The organism is Roseovarius sp. (genome assembly GCF_027019125.1).
Classification (GTDB): domain Bacteria; phylum Pseudomonadota; class Alphaproteobacteria; order Rhodobacterales; family Rhodobacteraceae; genus Roseovarius.
On the sequence record NZ_JALUXE010000030.1, the window covers coordinates 186,876 to 202,227 of the forward strand.

General features: G+C 65.1%; 15 protein-coding genes. 14 read left to right on the forward strand and 1 reads right to left on the reverse strand.

Features of this window, described 5'->3' with window-relative positions:
* Positions 1 to 125: 125 nt before the first annotated feature.
* From MVC20_RS13155 to MVC20_RS13175, 5 genes are read left to right on the forward strand one after another with little or no spacing between them, the layout of a single operon-like run.
* Positions 126 to 563 (forward strand): hypothetical protein, encoded by a 438-nt coding sequence (locus tag MVC20_RS13155; protein WP_297542091.1) that lies wholly within the window; start codon positions 126 to 128, stop codon positions 561 to 563.
* Positions 560 to 1,237, forward strand: coding sequence for a MotA/TolQ/ExbB proton channel family protein (locus tag MVC20_RS13160; protein ID WP_297542093.1), 678 nt, complete (start codon positions 560 to 562; stop codon positions 1,235 to 1,237). The genes MVC20_RS13155 and MVC20_RS13160 overlap by 4 nt, the downstream gene beginning before the upstream one ends.
* Positions 1,230 to 1,607, forward strand: coding sequence for a biopolymer transporter ExbD (locus MVC20_RS13165; RefSeq protein WP_297542095.1), 378 nt, complete (start codon positions 1,230 to 1,232; stop codon positions 1,605 to 1,607). The genes MVC20_RS13160 and MVC20_RS13165 overlap by 8 nt, the downstream gene beginning before the upstream one ends.
* The gene (locus tag MVC20_RS13170; RefSeq protein ID WP_297542097.1) at positions 1,604 to 1,984 is read left to right on the forward strand and encodes a biopolymer transporter ExbD; all 381 of its coding nucleotides are present in this window, start codon (positions 1,604 to 1,606) and stop codon (positions 1,982 to 1,984) included. The genes MVC20_RS13165 and MVC20_RS13170 overlap by 4 nt, the downstream gene beginning before the upstream one ends.
* Positions 1,981 to 2,847, forward strand: coding sequence for a cell envelope integrity protein TolA (locus tag MVC20_RS13175; protein WP_297542099.1), 867 nt, complete (start codon positions 1,981 to 1,983; stop codon positions 2,845 to 2,847). Before MVC20_RS13170 ends, MVC20_RS13175 begins: the two co-directional genes overlap by 4 nt.
* 34 nt (positions 2,848 to 2,881) lie before the next feature.
* Here the strand turns inward: MVC20_RS13175 and MVC20_RS13180 are convergent, their stop codons facing one another.
* Complete coding sequence (locus MVC20_RS13180) at positions 2,882 to 4,633, reverse strand: serine protease (protein WP_297542101.1); 1,752 nt, start codon at positions 4,631 to 4,633, stop codon at positions 2,882 to 2,884.
* A gap of 189 nt (positions 4,634 to 4,822) precedes the next feature.
* Here MVC20_RS13180 and MVC20_RS13185 point away from each other — a divergent pair, with 189 nt between their 5' ends.
* The 9 genes from MVC20_RS13185 to MVC20_RS13225 all read left to right on the forward strand — a co-directional run bounded on the left by MVC20_RS13185 (position 4,823) and on the right by MVC20_RS13225 (position 14,841).
* A complete protein-coding gene (locus tag MVC20_RS13185; RefSeq protein ID WP_297542103.1) occupies positions 4,823 to 5,752 on the forward strand; it encodes a glycine--tRNA ligase subunit alpha in 930 nt (309 codons plus the stop codon).
* Positions 5,752 to 6,276 (forward strand): DUF6446 family protein, encoded by a 525-nt coding sequence (locus tag MVC20_RS13190; RefSeq protein ID WP_297542105.1) that lies wholly within the window; start codon positions 5,752 to 5,754, stop codon positions 6,274 to 6,276. Before MVC20_RS13185 ends, MVC20_RS13190 begins: the two co-directional genes overlap by 1 nt.
* 3 nt (positions 6,277 to 6,279) lie before the next feature.
* On the forward strand, positions 6,280 to 8,538 hold the full coding sequence (gene glyS, locus MVC20_RS13195) for a glycine--tRNA ligase subunit beta (RefSeq protein WP_297542107.1): 2,259 nt from the start codon (positions 6,280 to 6,282) through the stop codon (positions 8,536 to 8,538).
* Between the two features lie 151 nt (positions 8,539 to 8,689).
* Positions 8,690 to 11,230, forward strand: a complete 2,541-nt coding sequence (locus MVC20_RS13200; RefSeq protein ID WP_297542109.1) for a putative PEP-binding protein — start codon at positions 8,690 to 8,692, stop codon at positions 11,228 to 11,230.
* A gap of 163 nt (positions 11,231 to 11,393) precedes the next feature.
* Positions 11,394 to 12,005, forward strand: coding sequence for a cell wall hydrolase (locus MVC20_RS13205; RefSeq protein ID WP_297542111.1), 612 nt, complete (start codon positions 11,394 to 11,396; stop codon positions 12,003 to 12,005).
* Positions 12,006 to 12,130: 125 nt separating this feature from the next.
* A complete protein-coding gene (gene rpmG / locus MVC20_RS13210; RefSeq protein WP_007799108.1) occupies positions 12,131 to 12,298 on the forward strand; it encodes a 50S ribosomal protein L33 in 168 nt (55 codons plus the stop codon).
* Positions 12,299 to 12,402: 104 nt separating this feature from the next.
* A complete protein-coding gene (locus MVC20_RS13215) occupies positions 12,403 to 12,954 on the forward strand; it encodes a GNAT family N-acetyltransferase (RefSeq protein WP_297542113.1) in 552 nt (183 codons plus the stop codon).
* Positions 12,955 to 13,013: 59 nt separating this feature from the next.
* Positions 13,014 to 13,367, forward strand: coding sequence for a hypothetical protein (locus MVC20_RS13220; protein ID WP_297542115.1), 354 nt, complete (start codon positions 13,014 to 13,016; stop codon positions 13,365 to 13,367).
* A gap of 64 nt (positions 13,368 to 13,431) precedes the next feature.
* Complete coding sequence (locus tag MVC20_RS13225; protein WP_297542116.1) at positions 13,432 to 14,841, forward strand: PepSY domain-containing protein; 1,410 nt, start codon at positions 13,432 to 13,434, stop codon at positions 14,839 to 14,841.
* Positions 14,842 to 15,352: the final 511 nt, after the last annotated feature.

The window sequence follows — 15,352 nt, forward strand, 5'->3', positions numbered from 1 at the left end:
CAACTCAGCCAGAAACACCGCATCCCTCGCGCCAGCCCGGTGCGATTCACCTTCCATCCCGTGCCAGCCCCGTGCCAGCCATGCGGTTCCCATCCCCTCGAACGACAGAGGGAAAGGAGCATTCCATGACGGCATCTTGTGGCCTGCGTCCCTGCCTTGTTGCAGCCTTTCTCGGCGCGATGACCCCGGCGCTGGCGGAGGAGCGCACGGCCCCTGCGCTGGCGCTCACCCTCAACAGCCAAGAGACCACCGAGGCGGGCGGCTGCCGCCTGACCTTCGTGCTGCAAAATGATCTGGCTGCGGCGCTGGAGCGGCTGGTGGCCGAGGCGGTTCTTTTTGACGCGGCGGGACGGGTGGCCAGCCTGACGCTCTTTGATTTCGGCGCGCTGCCCGAGGGACGCCCGCGCGTGCGGCAATTCGATCTGGCGGGGCAGGGCTGTGACGGAATCGGGGCCGTGCTAATCAACGGCATCGGCACCTGTGACGGGGCGGGGATAACCCCCGGTGCCTGTCTCGCGGCGCTGCGCCTCGCAAGCGAGACCGATATCGAGGTGACAGGATGAACGGGGCCGGGGCCATGATCGCGCGGCTTGAGGGGGTGATCGCCATGGGCGGGCCAGTGATCGCCCTGATTGCCGTGCTTTCGGTCGGCACGCTGGCGGTCATTCTCTACAAACTCTGGCAATTCCGCGCCTCTGGCGTGGGGCGGCACCGCGCGCTGCGTGCCGCCGTGGCCGAATGGGACCGGGGTGCAGCCCCTGCCGCGCGCCAGACGCTTGCCACCTCGCAGAGCTATCTGGCCCCGGTCATGGCCCGCGCCTTTGTCGCCGATCCGCAGGATGGCGCGGCCACGCGGCGGCTGATGGCCGAGGCCGAGGCGCGCTTTGCCCGGCTCGAGCGCGGTTTTCGCTTTCTCGACACGGTGGCGCAGGTGGCGCCGCTCTTGGGCCTTTTCGGCACGGTGTTGGGGATGATCGAGGCGTTTCAGGCGCTGCAATCGGCGGGGGCGCAGGTTGATCCGTCGCTCTTGGCGGGGGGCATTTGGGTGGCGCTCTTGACCACCGCCGCCGGTCTGGCGGTCGCGATGCCCGCCTCGGTCGTGCTGTCGTGGTTCGAGGCGCGGATGGCGGAAGAGCGCGCGCTGGCCGATCACGCGCTGAGCGTGGTGCTGGGGCCAGACGGGCGGGCCGCGCCAGAGGGTTCGTCACAGGCTCGAGCGGTGCCCGCACATGCCTAGGGCCGGGTTCCAGCGACGCAAGCTGTCGCTCACCTCGCTGATCGACGTGATTTTCCTGCTGCTTCTGTTCTTCATGCTTTCCTCGACCTTTGCGCAATTCTCAGAGGTGGATCTGGCCACGGCGGGGCAGGGGCAGGCGGTGTCCGAGGTGCGCCCCATCTTCCTGCAACTGCGCGCGGAGGAGCTGCGGATCAATGCGCGCGCGGTGCCGCTCGATGGGTTGGGCGCGGCGATTGCGCCGCTGGCCGAGGGCGCTACCCGCGTGCTGATCAGCACCGATGCGGGTGTCAGCGCGCAGCGCCTGACCGATCTGCTGGTGGCGCTGCGCGCCCTTCCCGGTCTGTCAGTGCAGGTTCTGGTGCCGTCATGAAGAGGAACCTTTCCCGCCGCGAGCCGACGATTGCGCTCATCAACATCGTGTTCCTGATGCTGATCTTTTTCATGGCTGCCGCCACGCTGGCCCCGCCGCTGGATGGTGATCTGAGGCTGGTGCGCACCGAGGAGCTGGAGGGGCGCGCGCCACCCGATGCGCTGGTGGTGCATGCCGATGGGCGGCTGGTTTACCGTGGCCAGCCTCTGCCGGATGCCGCCGCCTATGTCGCCGCGTTGCCCGAAGAGGCGCGCGCCACCCTGCGCCTTGTGCCTGACGCGGCGCTGCCTGCGGCGGATCTGCTGCGGCTGGGCGAGGCGCTGCGCCGGGCAGGGGCGGGGCGGGTGGTGATGGTCACGCAACGGGGGCTGCCATGATCCGAAGCTCGCGATTTGTGCTGTCGGTTTGCGCGGTCACGGCGCTGGGGCTGCATGGCGCGGGGATATGGGCCTCTGCGCCGCCGATGCGGGCAGAGGTCGAAGGTGGCGCGGGCGTGGCCGAGGTCATGCTGGGCTCAAGCTTTGCCGATATGGTGGCTGGGGCGGCGCGGCCCGTGTCAGAGGCCAGCGTCACACCGGCCGTGAGGGCAGAGGACACCCTGCGCCCGACACGGCCCGAGATCGCAGAGCCATCAGCGCCGCAAAACGTCACTGAGGCCGCCAGCGCTCTGCCGGTTGCGGCGGCCCCGGCGAAAGATGTGGCGCTTGCCGCCTCCCCGCAACCGCCGCAGACCACCGCTCAAGCCAGTGCCGAAACCGGTCTTCAGGTCTCGCGCCGTCCCATGGCGCGCCCCGCTCATGCCGTGGCCCGCGAGGTGCGACGCGCAGAGCCAGAGGACAAGGCCAAGGCCAGGGTGCGGCGCACCTCCGGCAGCAACGCCGATCAGACCGCCACCCGCGGCAGCATGACCGGCCACGAGACCGCCACAGCCGCGCGGCAAGGGCGCGACCGCCCAAGCCAGAGCGCGGCCCAGGGCAATGCCGCCGCCAGCACCTATCCCGGTCAGGTGATGCGCCATCTTGCGCGGGTGCCTCGTCCCCGCGCCGACACGCGCGGCGCGGCGCTGGTGCAATTCTCGATCAGTGAGGGGGGGCGTCTGGCCTCGGTCCGCGTCGCGCGCTCCTCGGGCTCGACCCGGCTTGACCGTGCGGCCCTGACCGTGGTCGAGCGCGCCGCGCCGTTTCCCGCCCCGCCCTCGGGGGCGCAGCGCAGTTTCTCGGTGCAGATCAAGGGGGAGTAGGGGCCGGGTGATCCCGCCCCGCCTCACCGTTTGGTCATTCCCAGCAACTGACCAGAACCGTCATGTCGCCGGCCCGGTCCGTCAATGCTTCTGCCGACAGACGTCCCTGGTCCGAGGTCAGGCGCGGGGTGATGCCGCCCCGCGTCAGCACGTCTTGCAGCGCGCCATTGGTGGCCGCAAAGCTGACCTCTTCGGGCAGGGCGCGGCCATCCTGCGCCCGTGTCAGCAACATGCCCAGCACTGCCCCTCCGGCATCGAGCACGGGGCCCCCGGCATCGCCCTCGAGCGCAGCAAGGGCAAGCCGCTTGAGATGGGTTTCGCCGTTCAGCCCCTCCAATTCGGCCAGTTGGCCAAAGGTGACGGTGGGCGCACCCAGTAGGCCGCCATAGGAATAGCCCGCCACCGCCACATCGCTCAGCAAGCGCGGTGTCACCTCTTGAAACGCCGCCACGCGCAGCGGTGCCAGCGGCATGCGGGGGCGCAGGATCGCCGCGCCAAGCTCTGCATCGCTCAGCACGACTTCGGCCTCATAGCTTTCGTCAATGGTGATCCGTCCGCATCCGGCCACCGCCTCGGCGGTGGTCAGCACGGCGCCGCTTGCATCGACATAAAACCCGGAGCGCGCCTGTTTCGGCTTGCGGATTTCCAGTCCCGAGACGAGGTCGATATCCTGCGCCCCGCTGCCTTCGGCGGGATCGAGCGTGCCGGGCAACCACTCAAAGCTGTCCTGCATCCGCCCCAAAAGACGGCTGCGACGGGCCTCGTCCCCGGCGGGCCAGACAAGGGTGAAGCCCTTGAGCGCGCCATCGCGCAGCCAGACCTGCGTGTGTGAAATCTGCAGCGCCCCTTCGCCAATCAGGGTGAAGCTGTCGGCCTCAAGGCTGCGCGGCCCGCTCTCGGGCACGATCTCCAGCGTCTGCATGATGTCATAGAGCCCCGCCAGCGTGGTGCGGTCGCCCGTCTGGCTGATCAAAAGAACCCGCGCGTCGATATCGCCCGTCGCGTTGAAATGCGCGAAAGGCGGCTCGTAGCGGTCAAACCCCACCACGGCGGTCGGCAATTCAAGGGCGATGCCGGTCGCGTTGTCGCGCACCACCTCAAGGCCAAGCCCGTCGAATACCGCGTTGAACTGGCGCAGCAATTCCGCCCGTTGCCGGGTGGTCAGGACGCCGGTCGCCTCATACCCGTTCTGGGTTTGCCAACGGGCCATGGCCGCACGGGTGCCCTGACCAAAGGCTGCGTCGATCGCGCCGTCATAGACACCGGCCCATGTCATCGCCTCTTGCAGGGTGGCGCGTGCGTCGCGATCAAGCTGGCTCTCGCTCTCGCGGGCCTGGCGCGGCGTTTCGTCCACGGGTTCGGGGGCGGGCGCGGGGGCCGGGTCGAGCGCCACGACGGGCGGGCTGTCGGGCGCGGCGGGGGGGGGGGGGGGGGCGACCTGACCGTCCAGCAGATTGGCGCCGATGGGCCAGAACTGTTGCCGATAATCGCTGCTTGCGGCGATATAGCTGTCACGCGCGATCACCCCTTCGGCGCGGTAGACCTGAAGCACGCGCTCTGCCTCTTCCTGCCGATATGGACCGAGGGCTATGGCATACCAGCCGTTTCCAAGGGAAAACCCGTTCACATCCGCCAGCGACGCCCCATAGCGCCGCGCGGCGGTCTGTGCCTCGTTCAGGCTGGGTTGCGCCTCGATCTGGACCCAGACCACCGGCTCCTCCTGGGCGCGCGCCGCTGGCAATGCGATGAAAATCGAAAAAATGAACCCCAGTAAGATGCGCGCCATAAGTTTCCCTAAATCCTGTCGTGCCGACGGTCCTTCAGACCTTTTGGGGCTTTTACCAAAATTGGGCGGCGATGCACCCGAAAACTTCGGGCTTTGCGCGGTGGCGGCGGGGGCCAAACGCCCGATTGACCCTGCCGCGCCCCCGGCCTAGGTAAGGGCGGCAAATCAGGGGCAGCATTGGGGTCAGGCATGAGCGACAGGACCGAGAAACCGCGCAGCTTTCAGGAGATCATCCTGCGGCTTCAGGCCTATTGGGCGGCCAAGGGCTGTGCCATGATGCAACCCTATGACATGGAAGTGGGGGCCGGCACCTTTCACCCCGCCACCACGCTGCGCTCTTTGGGATCAAAGCCCTGGGCCGCTGCTTATGTCCAGCCCTCGCGCCGCCCCACTGACGGGCGTTATGGCGAGAACCCCAATCGCCTCCAGCATTATTACCAGTATCAGGTGCTGATCAAACCCAGCCCGCCCGATATGCAGGACCTCTACCTTGGCAGTCTGCGCGCCATCGGCATCGACATGGCGCTGCATGACATCCGCTTTGTCGAGGATGACTGGGAGAGCCCCACGCTCGGCGCTTGGGGACTGGGCTGGGAGGTGTGGTGCGACGGGATGGAAGTGTCGCAATTCACCTATTTCCAGCAGGTCGGGGGGCATGACTGCGCGCCGGTGTCGGGCGAATTGACCTATGGGTTGGAGCGTCTGGCGATGTATGTGCTGGGCATTGACCATGTGATGGATATGCCCTTCAACGATCCCGCCGCGCCCATTGCGCTGACCTATGGCGATGTGTTTCGCCAGACCGAGGAAGAATACAGCCGCTGGAATTTCGACGTGGCCAATACCGACGTGCTCTTGCGCCATTTCGAAGAGGCCGAGGCCGAATGTCAGGCCATCCTCGCGCAAGAGGCCGTGGATCCCAAGACCGGCAAGCGGATCATCATGGCGCATCCCGCCTATGACCAATGCATCAAGGCCAGCCATCTCTTCAACCTGCTTGACGCGCGCGGTGTCATCTCCGTGACCGAGCGGCAGGCCTATATCGGCCGGGTGCGGGCGCTGGCCAAGCAATGCGCCGATGCCTTCGTGCAGACAGAGGCCGGGGGGCAGGCGGCATAATGGGCAAGATACTGGCGGGGGCGATCTTGATTTCGGCATTGGTGGCCGGTGCGGCCATGTATTATTTGCAAGTCTATCACTTCTACGAAGAGGTGGCGGCGGATGGCAGCAACGATGTCGTCCTGACCTCGCTGGTCACGGGCGCGCCGGAACCGGTGCTCTACGACGGCTTTACCGCGATCGACGCCAACAGCAGCCCGATCCGCTATCGCGCCTGTTTCACCACCCCGATGAGCCATGCGCTGCTGAGTGAGACCTATGAAATCTACGAGCAGGCAGAGCCGTTGACCGCGCCGGAGTGGTTCGACTGCTACGACGCGCAGGCCATCGGCAAGGCGTTGGAAGAGGGCCGCGCGCTGGCCTTTCTGGGTCAGCGGGATGTGACCTATGGTGTCGACCGCGTGGTGGCCATCACCGAGGATGGGCACGGCTATGTCTGGCACCAGATCAACCGCTGCGGCGAAGTGGTGTTTGACGGACAGCCCGCGCCCGACGATTGCCCGAAACCGCCCCAAGGATACTGAGCCATGCCTGACCTCCTGATCGAACTCTTTTCCGAGGAAATCCCGGCGCGAATGCAGTCCAAGGCGGCAGAGGATCTGCGCGCCCGGCTGACGGAAGCGCTGGTCGAGGCCGGGCTGACCTATGCCGGGGCCGCGGCATTTTCCACGCCGCGCCGGCTGGCGCTGACGGTGCAGGGGCTGACCGGCCAGAGCCCGACCACCAGGGAAGAGCGCAAGGGCCCGCGCGTCGATGCGCCCGAACAGGCGATCGAGGGCTTCTTGCGCGGTGCGGGGCTGAGCCGCGATCAGCTTGAAATCCGCGACGAGAAAAAGGGGCAGGTCTATTTCGCCACGATCACCAAGCCCGGACGCCCGGCGGCGGACATCGTGGCCGAGGAACTCGACAAGATCATCCGCAATTTCCCCTGGCCCAAGTCGATGCGTTGGGGGGCCGGATCGTTGCGCTGGGTGCGCCCGCTGCATTCCATCCTCTGCATCCTGACCGATGAGGCGGGCGAGGTGACGGTGGTCGATCTCGACGTCGACGGCATCCGCGCGGGCAACACCACCGAGGGGCACCGCTTCATGGGCGCGGGGCGCTTTGCCGTCACGTCGTTCGACGATTACCGCGCCAAGCTGCGCCGCGCGCATGTCATCCTCGAGGCCGAGGAACGCGCACAGCATATCTGGCAAGAGGCCAGCAATCAGGCCTTTGCATCTGGGCTGGAACTGGTCGAGGATCGCGGCCTCTTGGCCGAGGTGGCGGGGCTGGTGGAATGGCCCGTGGTGCTGATGGGGCGGATCGACGATGCATTTCTTGGCCTGCCGCCCGAGGTGCTGCAAACCTCGATGAAGGAACATCAAAAGTTTTTCTCGGTGAGAAACCCCAAGACGGGCCGGATCGAACGCTTTGTGACGGTCGCCAATGTCGAGACCGCCGATCAGGGCGCGACCATCCTGGCGGGCAATCAAAAGGTTTTGGCGGCGCGTCTGTCGGATGCGAAATTCTTTTGGGAGAACGACCTGCGCACCGTTCAGGCCGAGGGGCTGGAGGGGATGGGCGCAGGGCTGGCCCATGTCACCTTTCACAACAAATTGGGATCGCAGGCGGAACGGATTGCGCGTATCGCGGCATTGGCGCGTGACATCGCGCCGCTTGTCGGGGCCGATGCCGATCTGGCAGAGCAGGCGGCAAAGGTCGCCAAGGCCGATCTGCAATCTGCCATGGTGGGCGAATTCCCCGAATTGCAGGGCTTGATGGGGCGCTATTACGCGCAGGCGGCAGGGCTTGATCCGGCCGTCGCGGCGGCCTGCCAAGAGCATTATTCGCCGCTGGGGCCGGGCGACGCCGTGCCAAGCGCGCCCGTGTCGGTGGCCGTGGCACTGGCCGACAAGATCGACACGCTGACGGGGTTCTGGGCGATTGATGAGAAACCGACGGGATCGAAAGACCCCTACGCGCTGCGCCGCGCGGCTTTGGGGGTTATTCGGTTGGCGTTGGGGAATGGGGTTCGGGTGCCTCTGGCCGGTTCTATCGACGCCCAGCTTTTGCGCCAGAAAATCAACCTTTATGGCCACAAGGCGGAAAAGGGTGAAATCGACACTCTCGAAGAAGTGCTGGATGAAGTCGCGCAACATGGCGTGTTCGGTGCTGCGTTTCACGCGGTTTTGGACCGGCTCCAGAGCAACGGTCAGCCCAAGGATCAGTGGGCTGGCACGCTCGTGGCGCAGGTCGGTGCGACCTTGCCCGAGTTTTCGGCAGACCTCCTCGCCTTCCTCCACGACCGCCTCAAGGTCCATCTGCGCGACGAGGGCCTCCGCCATGACGTGATCGACGCCTGTCTGGCCATGCCGGGCAACGACGATCTCACGCTCTTGGTCCATCGCGCCCGCGCACTCGGCGATTTTCTCAAGACCGACGATGGCGAGAACCTGTTGCAGGGCTTCAAGCGGGCCAACAATATCCTCACCCAGGCCGAGGAAAAGGACGGGGTGGAATATTCCTACGGCGCGGATGTGAAATTTGCGGAAACGGACGAGGAGCGCGCGCTCTTTGCCGCGCTCGAAGCCGCCGAACCTGCGATTGCGAGCGCCCTCAAGGCCGAGGATTTCGCGCGTGCGATGGCGGCGATGGCGGCGCTGCGGGCACCGATTGACGCCTTCTTCACCGCCGTGCAGGTCAATGCCGAGTCTCCTGTGATCCGCCGCAACCGCCTCAACCTGCTGAGCAGCATCCGGCACATCTGCCTGCAAGCGGCAGACCTGACGCGGATCGAGGGGTAAGTGGTCTTCCTCGGGTCCGGCCCGAGGATGACGATAATCGCCTGAGATCCTCGGGTCCGGCCCGAGGATGACGTCTCCACCACCCCCGTCATCCTTTCCCTTGCCTTGTGGCGCAACGCGCGTATGGTGCGGGCAAAGGAAAGGTGCCGCAGTGCAGCAAGACGACAGACATATCACCCTGATCACCCCCACGGCCCCGGTGCAGACCCATACGCACGGGGGGCGGGCGAAATGTCTGCAGCGGCTGGTGCGGCTCAACTTGCCGGTGCCGCGCACCGTGGCGTTGTCCTTTGAGGCGGTACACCGGATCGCGGCGGGGGAAGTGCCGGATATGGTGCGCTTTCTCGCCCCCTTTGGCGATGCGCCGCTGCTGTGTGTGCGCCCCTCGTCCGAAGATCCCGATTGGGGCGGGCCGGGGGCGGTGCTCAATATCGGCATCAACGATGCCCGATTTGTCGAACTGTCCGACCGGATCGGCAAAGTCGCCGCCTCGCATATCTATCTGCGCTTCGTGCAGGCCTATGCCATTCATGTGGCGCGGCTTGATCCGGATGTGTTCGAGGATGTCTCGCCCGATCCGGTGCTGGGCCTGAGCCAGGCGCTCAAGGCCTATGAGACCGAGGCGGAAGAGGAATTTCCCCAGGACCCCGGCAAGCAACTGACCGAGGTGCTGCGCTCGATGGCGCGGGCTTGGGAGGGCACGACGGCGCGGCTCTTGCGTCAGGCCAAGGGGGCACCCGCCGATGCGGGGCTGGGTCTTGTGGTGCAGGAACTGGCGCTGGGGCTGGGGCAGGGGGAATGTGGCTCTGGCGTGATGCAACTGGTCAATGGCCAGACCGGCGCGCGCCAGATCATTGGCCGCTACCTCAGCCAAAGTCAGGGGCGCGAGGCACTGAGCCATGGCGCGGATGCCATCTATCTTACCCGTGATCCGCGTGGCCCCTCGCTCGAGGAACTGGCCCCCGAGGCCTTTGCCGAAATCCGTGCCCATGCCGAAGTGATGCGCGCCCGGCTGCGCGAGGAAATGCAGGCCGAATTCACCATCGAGAATGGCAAGGTCTGGATCCTCGACGGGTTGCGCGTGCCCCGCAACGGGCGCGCGGGCGTGGCCATTGCGGTGCGGCTGGCCGAGGATGGCATCATCAGCCGCAGCGATGCGCTGATGCGGGTCGAGCCGCGCGCGCTCAATGAATTGCTGCACCGGCAAGTGGATCCCTCGGCCCCGCGCGATGTGCTGGCGCGCGGCATCGCCGCCAGCCCCGGTGCCGCCTCTGGCCGGGTGGTCTTTTCCGCCGCCGAGGCGCAGGCCGGTCATTCGCGCGGCGAGGCCTGTATTCTCGTGCGCCGCGAAACCAGCCCCGAGGATATTCGCGGCATGCACGCCGCCGTGGCCGTGCTGACCGAGCGGGGTGGCATGACCAGCCACGCGGCGGTGATCGGGCGCGGCATCGGTCTGCCCTGCGTTGTGGGCGCCTCGGAAATCCATTTCCAGACCCGGCGCAAGCAATTGACCATGCCCGATGGGCGGGTGGTCAAGGCGGGGGATGTGATCACCATCGATGGCACCGGCGGGCTGGTTCTGGCGGGCGAGACGCCGCTTCTCGAAGTGGCACGTGACAATGCCTTTCAGACGTTGATGAGCTGGGCCGACGATGTGCGCGACATCGCGGTGCGGGCCAATGCCGACACCCCCGCCGATGCGGAGGTCGCGCGCAGGTTCGATGCGCGTGGCATCGGTCTGTGCCGCACCGAGCATATGTTCTTTGACACCGAGCGCCTGACGGTGATGCGCGAGATGATCTTTGCCGATGGCAGCACCGATCGCGCCGCCGTGCTGGAGCGTCTTTTGCCGATGCAGCGCGCCGATCTGGCCGATCTCTTTCGGATCATGCAGGGGCTGCCGGTCTGTATCCGTCTCTTTGATCCGCCGTTGCACGAATTCCTGCCCACGGATCGCGTGGGGCATCTGCAACTGGCCGAAGCGCTTGATCTGCCGCTCTCGGATGTGACGCGGCGGGTCGAGGCGCTGAGCGAATACAACCCCATGCTGGGCATGCGCGGCGTGCGTCTTGGCATCACCGTGCCGGAAATCTACGACATGCAGGCCCGCGCCATTTTCGAGGCCACGCTCGAAGCCAGCCGCGAGGGCGCGCCGGTGGTGCCCGAAATCATGATCCCGCTGGTCAGCGCCAAGCGCGAGGTGGAATTGGTCAAGACGCGGGTCGATGCGGTGGCCGCCGCCGTGCGCAACGAGACCGGGCGCGATTTCACCTATCGTCTGGGTGTGATGGTCGAGACCCCGCGCGCCTGCCTGCGGGCGGGCGAGTTTGCGCCGCTCGTGTCCTTTCTCAGCTTTGGCACCAATGACCTCACGCAGATGACCTATGGCCTTTCGCGCGATGACGCGGGCCGGTTCATGTCGGACTATGTCAAGCAGGGCGTCTACCCCGAAGACCCGTTCCACATGCTCGATGTCGATGGGGTGGGCGAGTTGCTCAAGATCGGGGCAGAGCGTGGGCGTGCGGCCAATCCCGAGATCAGCCTGTCGATCTGTGGCGAACATGGCGGCAACCCCGAATCAATCGCCTTTTGCCGCGATGCCGGGTTTACCTATGTTTCCTGCTCGCCATTCCGCGTGCCGGTGGCGCGACTCGCTGCCGCACAGCTGACGGTGCGCGACAAGATGCAGTAGGCTAAGCCGCGGATCGCGCAAGATCAGGCAAAGTCGAGCGGTAATTTGCGACAGAAAACGCCATCGGCGGGAACCCGCCGGTGACACAGGTGGACGGCTGAGCCGATTTTGGCTAGAGGGCGCGCATGCCGTGGACCATACGTCCACCCGCCTGGAGACGAGAATGAGACGGATTGCACTCGCTGCGGCACTCGCAGTGTTGGCAGGCCCTGTTCTGGCTGACGCGCCAGTGACCCGATTGATGGAACAGGAAATGCGCGCGTTGCGCGCGATCTCAGGCGACCGGATGGCGCGCTATCTCAGCAGCCCGGAAACCGACATTAGCTATTCGAGCGCCTGGCTCGACCAGCAAGCCCCGGCCCAAGGTGGCCCCGAGTGGCGCTGTCTGGCAGAGGCGCTCTACTTCGAGGCGCGCGGCGAAAGCGTCAAGGGACAGTTCGCAGTGGCCGAAGTGATCCTCAACCGCGTCGATGATCCGAATTTTCCCGATACCGTTTGCGGCGTGATCCATCAGGGCACGGGCCGCAAGTATCAGTGCCAGTTCACCTATACCTGCGATGGCTATGCCGATGTGATCGCTGAGGGCGAGGCGTTTCGCCAGGTGGGCAAGGTGGCGCGTGCCATGGTGGATGGTGCCCCGCGCAGCCTGACCAGTGGGGCCACGCATTATCACACCCGCAACGTCAACCCCCGTTGGGCGCGGCAGTTTCCGCGCACCGCCACGATTGGGGTGCATTATTTCTATCGCCAACCCACGCGCGTTTCCTCGAACTGAGGGCGTCGTGACGAATTCGCCGGTTTTAGCGACAATCGCGGTTGACTCGGCCGCAAGCGTCGCTAAAAGGCAGGCTTCATGAGAGATTCACGGGCGGTTCGACCGCCCGGCGCAGGAGACAAAAAATGGCAAAGCCGACGACCATCAAGATCCGTCTTAACTCGACCGCGGGCACGGGCCATTTCTACGTGACCAAAAAGAACGCACGAACCATGACCGAGAAGATGACCGTACGAAAGTACGATCCCGTGGTGCGCAAGCATGTCGAGTACAAGGAAGGCAAGATCAAGTAAGATCCCCTTTCAGACCAGACAGCCAAAGCCGCGCCAACCCGAGCGCGGCTTTTTCCTTTGGGGCGCTCCGGTGGCCGGCGATTTTACCCCGAAGGGTTCTTTTCATGTCCGAGGTTTTGATCCGCCCCGTCTTTCCCGCCGATCACGCGGCAGTTTCCGATCTTTTGCACGCGGCCTATGGCTGCCAGATGCGCGGCACCTATCCCGAGCCACTGGTGCGCGCCGCGCTGCCGCTCTTGACCCGCCCGGCGCCCTCGCTGCTCTTTGGGGGGCGCTATGTGCTGGCCGAGCAGGACGACGAGGTTCTGGGCATCGCAGGCTGGAGCGACATCAGCCCCTTTGGCCGCAGTTGTCCGCCGGGGCAGGCGCATCTGCGGCATCTGGCCGTCGCGCCGGCAGGGCAGGGGCAAGGCCTGGGCCGCATGCTCATGGCGCATCTGCTGGAGATGGCGGAACGGGCCGGGGTGCGGCACCTGCACTGTCTTTGCCCGATCAACGCGGTGCCGTTCTGTCGCGCGACGGGTTTTGACGTGCTGGGCGAGGTCATTCTCAGCCTTTCGCCCGATGTCAGCCTGCCTGCCGCCCAGATGCGGCGAGACATCGGGCCTCAGCCGGTGCTCTGTCCGGTGCCGATAGAGGCTGGTGCGACTCTCTGACCTGTGGCAGACTGCCTCGCGTCATGCGTGTTTCATTGAGCCTTTTTTCAAGACTGATTGTGGTCGTTGCCCTCAGCCTGGCATTGGCCGCAGTCGGGTTTGCGCATCGTGATCTCAATGCCCGCGCGCTTGATCCGGACTATCTCGCCTTTGTCGCGGCGGGCGGCACGGCGGAGGACCTCTGCGAGGATCACGCGGCCCATGACACCAAGCCGGGCTCGTCGGACCACCGGGGCGCCACCGGCTGTGAGGCGTGCCGTCTTGTCGACAGCCTTGTCGTGCTGGCGATGCCCGAGACCGCCCAGCCCTGGCACGCGCCGCGTATCGCGCCGCTTGCCCCCGGCGTGCCCGAAACCCGGACACAGATCGTCGCGCATCGGCTGGCTCAGGTTCGCGCCCCACCTCAGGCCTGATTTTCAGAACCAACTGCTTTTGAAAATTCCCCCCGCACCGGGGGTCATCCTGATGGAGTCGTCCATGACGTCGATTGATCCAACCTATGCCCCTGCGCAGGTGCGCACCGGGGTCAACAAATTCTACTTTGCCGCCTGGCGCTGGCATTTCTACGCTGGCCTGTTTGTCATCCCGTTTTTCTGCGTCCTCGCCGTTACCGGCATGATGATGCTGTGGATTGCCTGGGTTGACGGGCGGGATGGTGAACGCACGCCGGTGGTGCCGCAGGAAATCGCCCTTGCGGTGTCGCAACAGGCGGAGGCCGCGGTTGCCGCCATTCCCGGTGGCACGCTCAAGCAATATGTGGCCCCGCGCCGCGATGACCTGGCGGCCATCTTCCGCGTCGATCTGGAGGGCGATGCCAATATGGTCGTCGTCGATCCCTACACGGCCGAAGTGCTCGAGATTTTCCCGCGCCGCTCTGGCTGGTATGATTTTGCCGACAATCTGCACAGCGATCTGATGCTGGGTGTCACCGGCGACCGCATGCTGGAAATCGCGGCCTCTCTGGGCATGGTGCTGATTGCCACCGGCCTTTACATGTGGTGGCCGCGCGAAGCGGGATGGCGGGCGGCGCTCATTCCGACGCTTGGCCGGGGCCGCGCGCTCTGGCGATCGCTGCATGGCGTGCTGGGCTTCTGGATTTCCATCGTGCTTGCGTTCTTTCTTGTCTCCGGTCTCGCTTGGGCCGGGATATGGGGGGAAAAGATGGTCCAGGCCTGGAGCCAGTTTCCCGCCGAGAAATGGGATAACGTGCCCCTCTCGGACGATATCCACGCCAGCATGAACCATGACCGCAAAGAGGTGCCCTGGGCGCTCGAACTTACGCCCATGCCTGCCTCGGGCAGCCATGCGGGGCATGCGGGCGTCGATGCGGCTGGCGGAACGGCGGTGACGATCGACACGCTCGATGCACTCGCGCGCGACATCGGATTTGACGCGCGCTATCAGCTCAACCTTCCCAAGGGCGAGACCGGCGTCTGGACGATCAACCGCGATTCCATGAACACGGACGACACCGATCCAACATCGGATCGCACGGTGCATGTGGATCAATACACCGGCAATATCCTGGCCGATGTGCGATACGAGGATTATTCGCTGGCGGGCAAGGCGATGGCGGTGGGCATCGCGCTGCATATGGGCACGATGGGGCTCTGGAGCGTGCTGGCCAATACGGTCTTTTGCCTTTCGGTGATTTTCCTCTGTGTCAGCTCGGTCGTGATGTGGTGGAAGCGTCGCCCCGTCGGCGCGGGCGGGCGGCTGGCCGCGCCGCCGCTGCCGCGCGACATGCCGATGTGGCAAGGCGCGGTGCTGGTGGGCATCGCGGTGTCGCTGGCCTTTCCGATGGCGGGGCTGACGCTGATCACGGTGCTGGCGCTCGATGCGCTGGTGCTCTCGCGCCTGCCGATGCTGCGCCGCCTCGTAAACTGACCGCAGAGGGCAAAGTCGCCCTCATATACGATCAAACCCCCGCAGAACCCCGCCCCGGTGGCGGGGTTCTGTCGTTTCAAGGCCGTTTCAATGCGTGCTCATGGGAATGGATGGGACAGATCAAGATTTTCCGGTGAAATGCGCTGGATTCCGCGAATCACACCGGGCATAAGGCAAGAAATTGCCGCCGGGATTTGACCGTTTGCCGTGTCGATTATGGGAAAAGGCGCTGCTTTCGATCAGGGATGCCATAATTTTTGGGAAATCGTGGGATAACACTGAAGATTTCAAATCTCACACATTTTGTGATGCATGTTCATTGAAATACAACATGAAGTATCAAACTGACGAGATTTGGCACAGAATGTTGTTTTTTCGGGTGCTTCAAAACAATATCATGTGCCGGAGCTCATAAAAAATCGTTGCCATGGGACAATTTCCCAGTGTATCAAGAGTTACGCGATGAGGACGGGATAAAAGAGGGGCACCAAGACCCCAAAAAAACTCCCAA

Bases quoted from the DNA above. Each gene is read 5' to 3' on its own strand.
- MVC20_RS13155 (WP_297542091.1), top strand. From the start codon at position 126: ATGACGGCATCTTGTGGCCTGCGTCCCTGCCTTGTTGCAGCCTTTCTC.
- MVC20_RS13160 (WP_297542093.1), top strand. From the start codon at position 560: ATGAACGGGGCCGGGGCCATGATCGCGCGGCTTGAGGGGGTGATCGCC.
- MVC20_RS13165 (WP_297542095.1), top strand. From the start codon at position 1,230: ATGCCTAGGGCCGGGTTCCAGCGACGCAAGCTGTCGCTCACCTCGCTG.
- MVC20_RS13170 (WP_297542097.1), top strand. From the start codon at position 1,604: ATGAAGAGGAACCTTTCCCGCCGCGAGCCGACGATTGCGCTCATCAAC.
- MVC20_RS13175 (WP_297542099.1), top strand. From the start codon at position 1,981: ATGATCCGAAGCTCGCGATTTGTGCTGTCGGTTTGCGCGGTCACGGCG.
- MVC20_RS13180 (WP_297542101.1), bottom strand. From the start codon at position 4,633: ATGGCGCGCATCTTACTGGGGTTCATTTTTTCGATTTTCATCGCATTG.
- MVC20_RS13185 (WP_297542103.1), top strand. From the start codon at position 4,823: ATGAGCGACAGGACCGAGAAACCGCGCAGCTTTCAGGAGATCATCCTG.
- MVC20_RS13190 (WP_297542105.1), top strand. From the start codon at position 5,752: ATGGGCAAGATACTGGCGGGGGCGATCTTGATTTCGGCATTGGTGGCC.
- glyS (WP_297542107.1), top strand. From the start codon at position 6,280: ATGCCTGACCTCCTGATCGAACTCTTTTCCGAGGAAATCCCGGCGCGA.
- MVC20_RS13205 (WP_297542111.1), top strand. From the start codon at position 11,394: ATGAGACGGATTGCACTCGCTGCGGCACTCGCAGTGTTGGCAGGCCCT.
- rpmG (WP_007799108.1), top strand. From the start codon at position 12,131: ATGGCAAAGCCGACGACCATCAAGATCCGTCTTAACTCGACCGCGGGC.
- MVC20_RS13215 (WP_297542113.1), top strand. From the start codon at position 12,403: ATGTCCGAGGTTTTGATCCGCCCCGTCTTTCCCGCCGATCACGCGGCA.
- MVC20_RS13225 (WP_297542116.1), top strand. From the start codon at position 13,432: ATGACGTCGATTGATCCAACCTATGCCCCTGCGCAGGTGCGCACCGGG.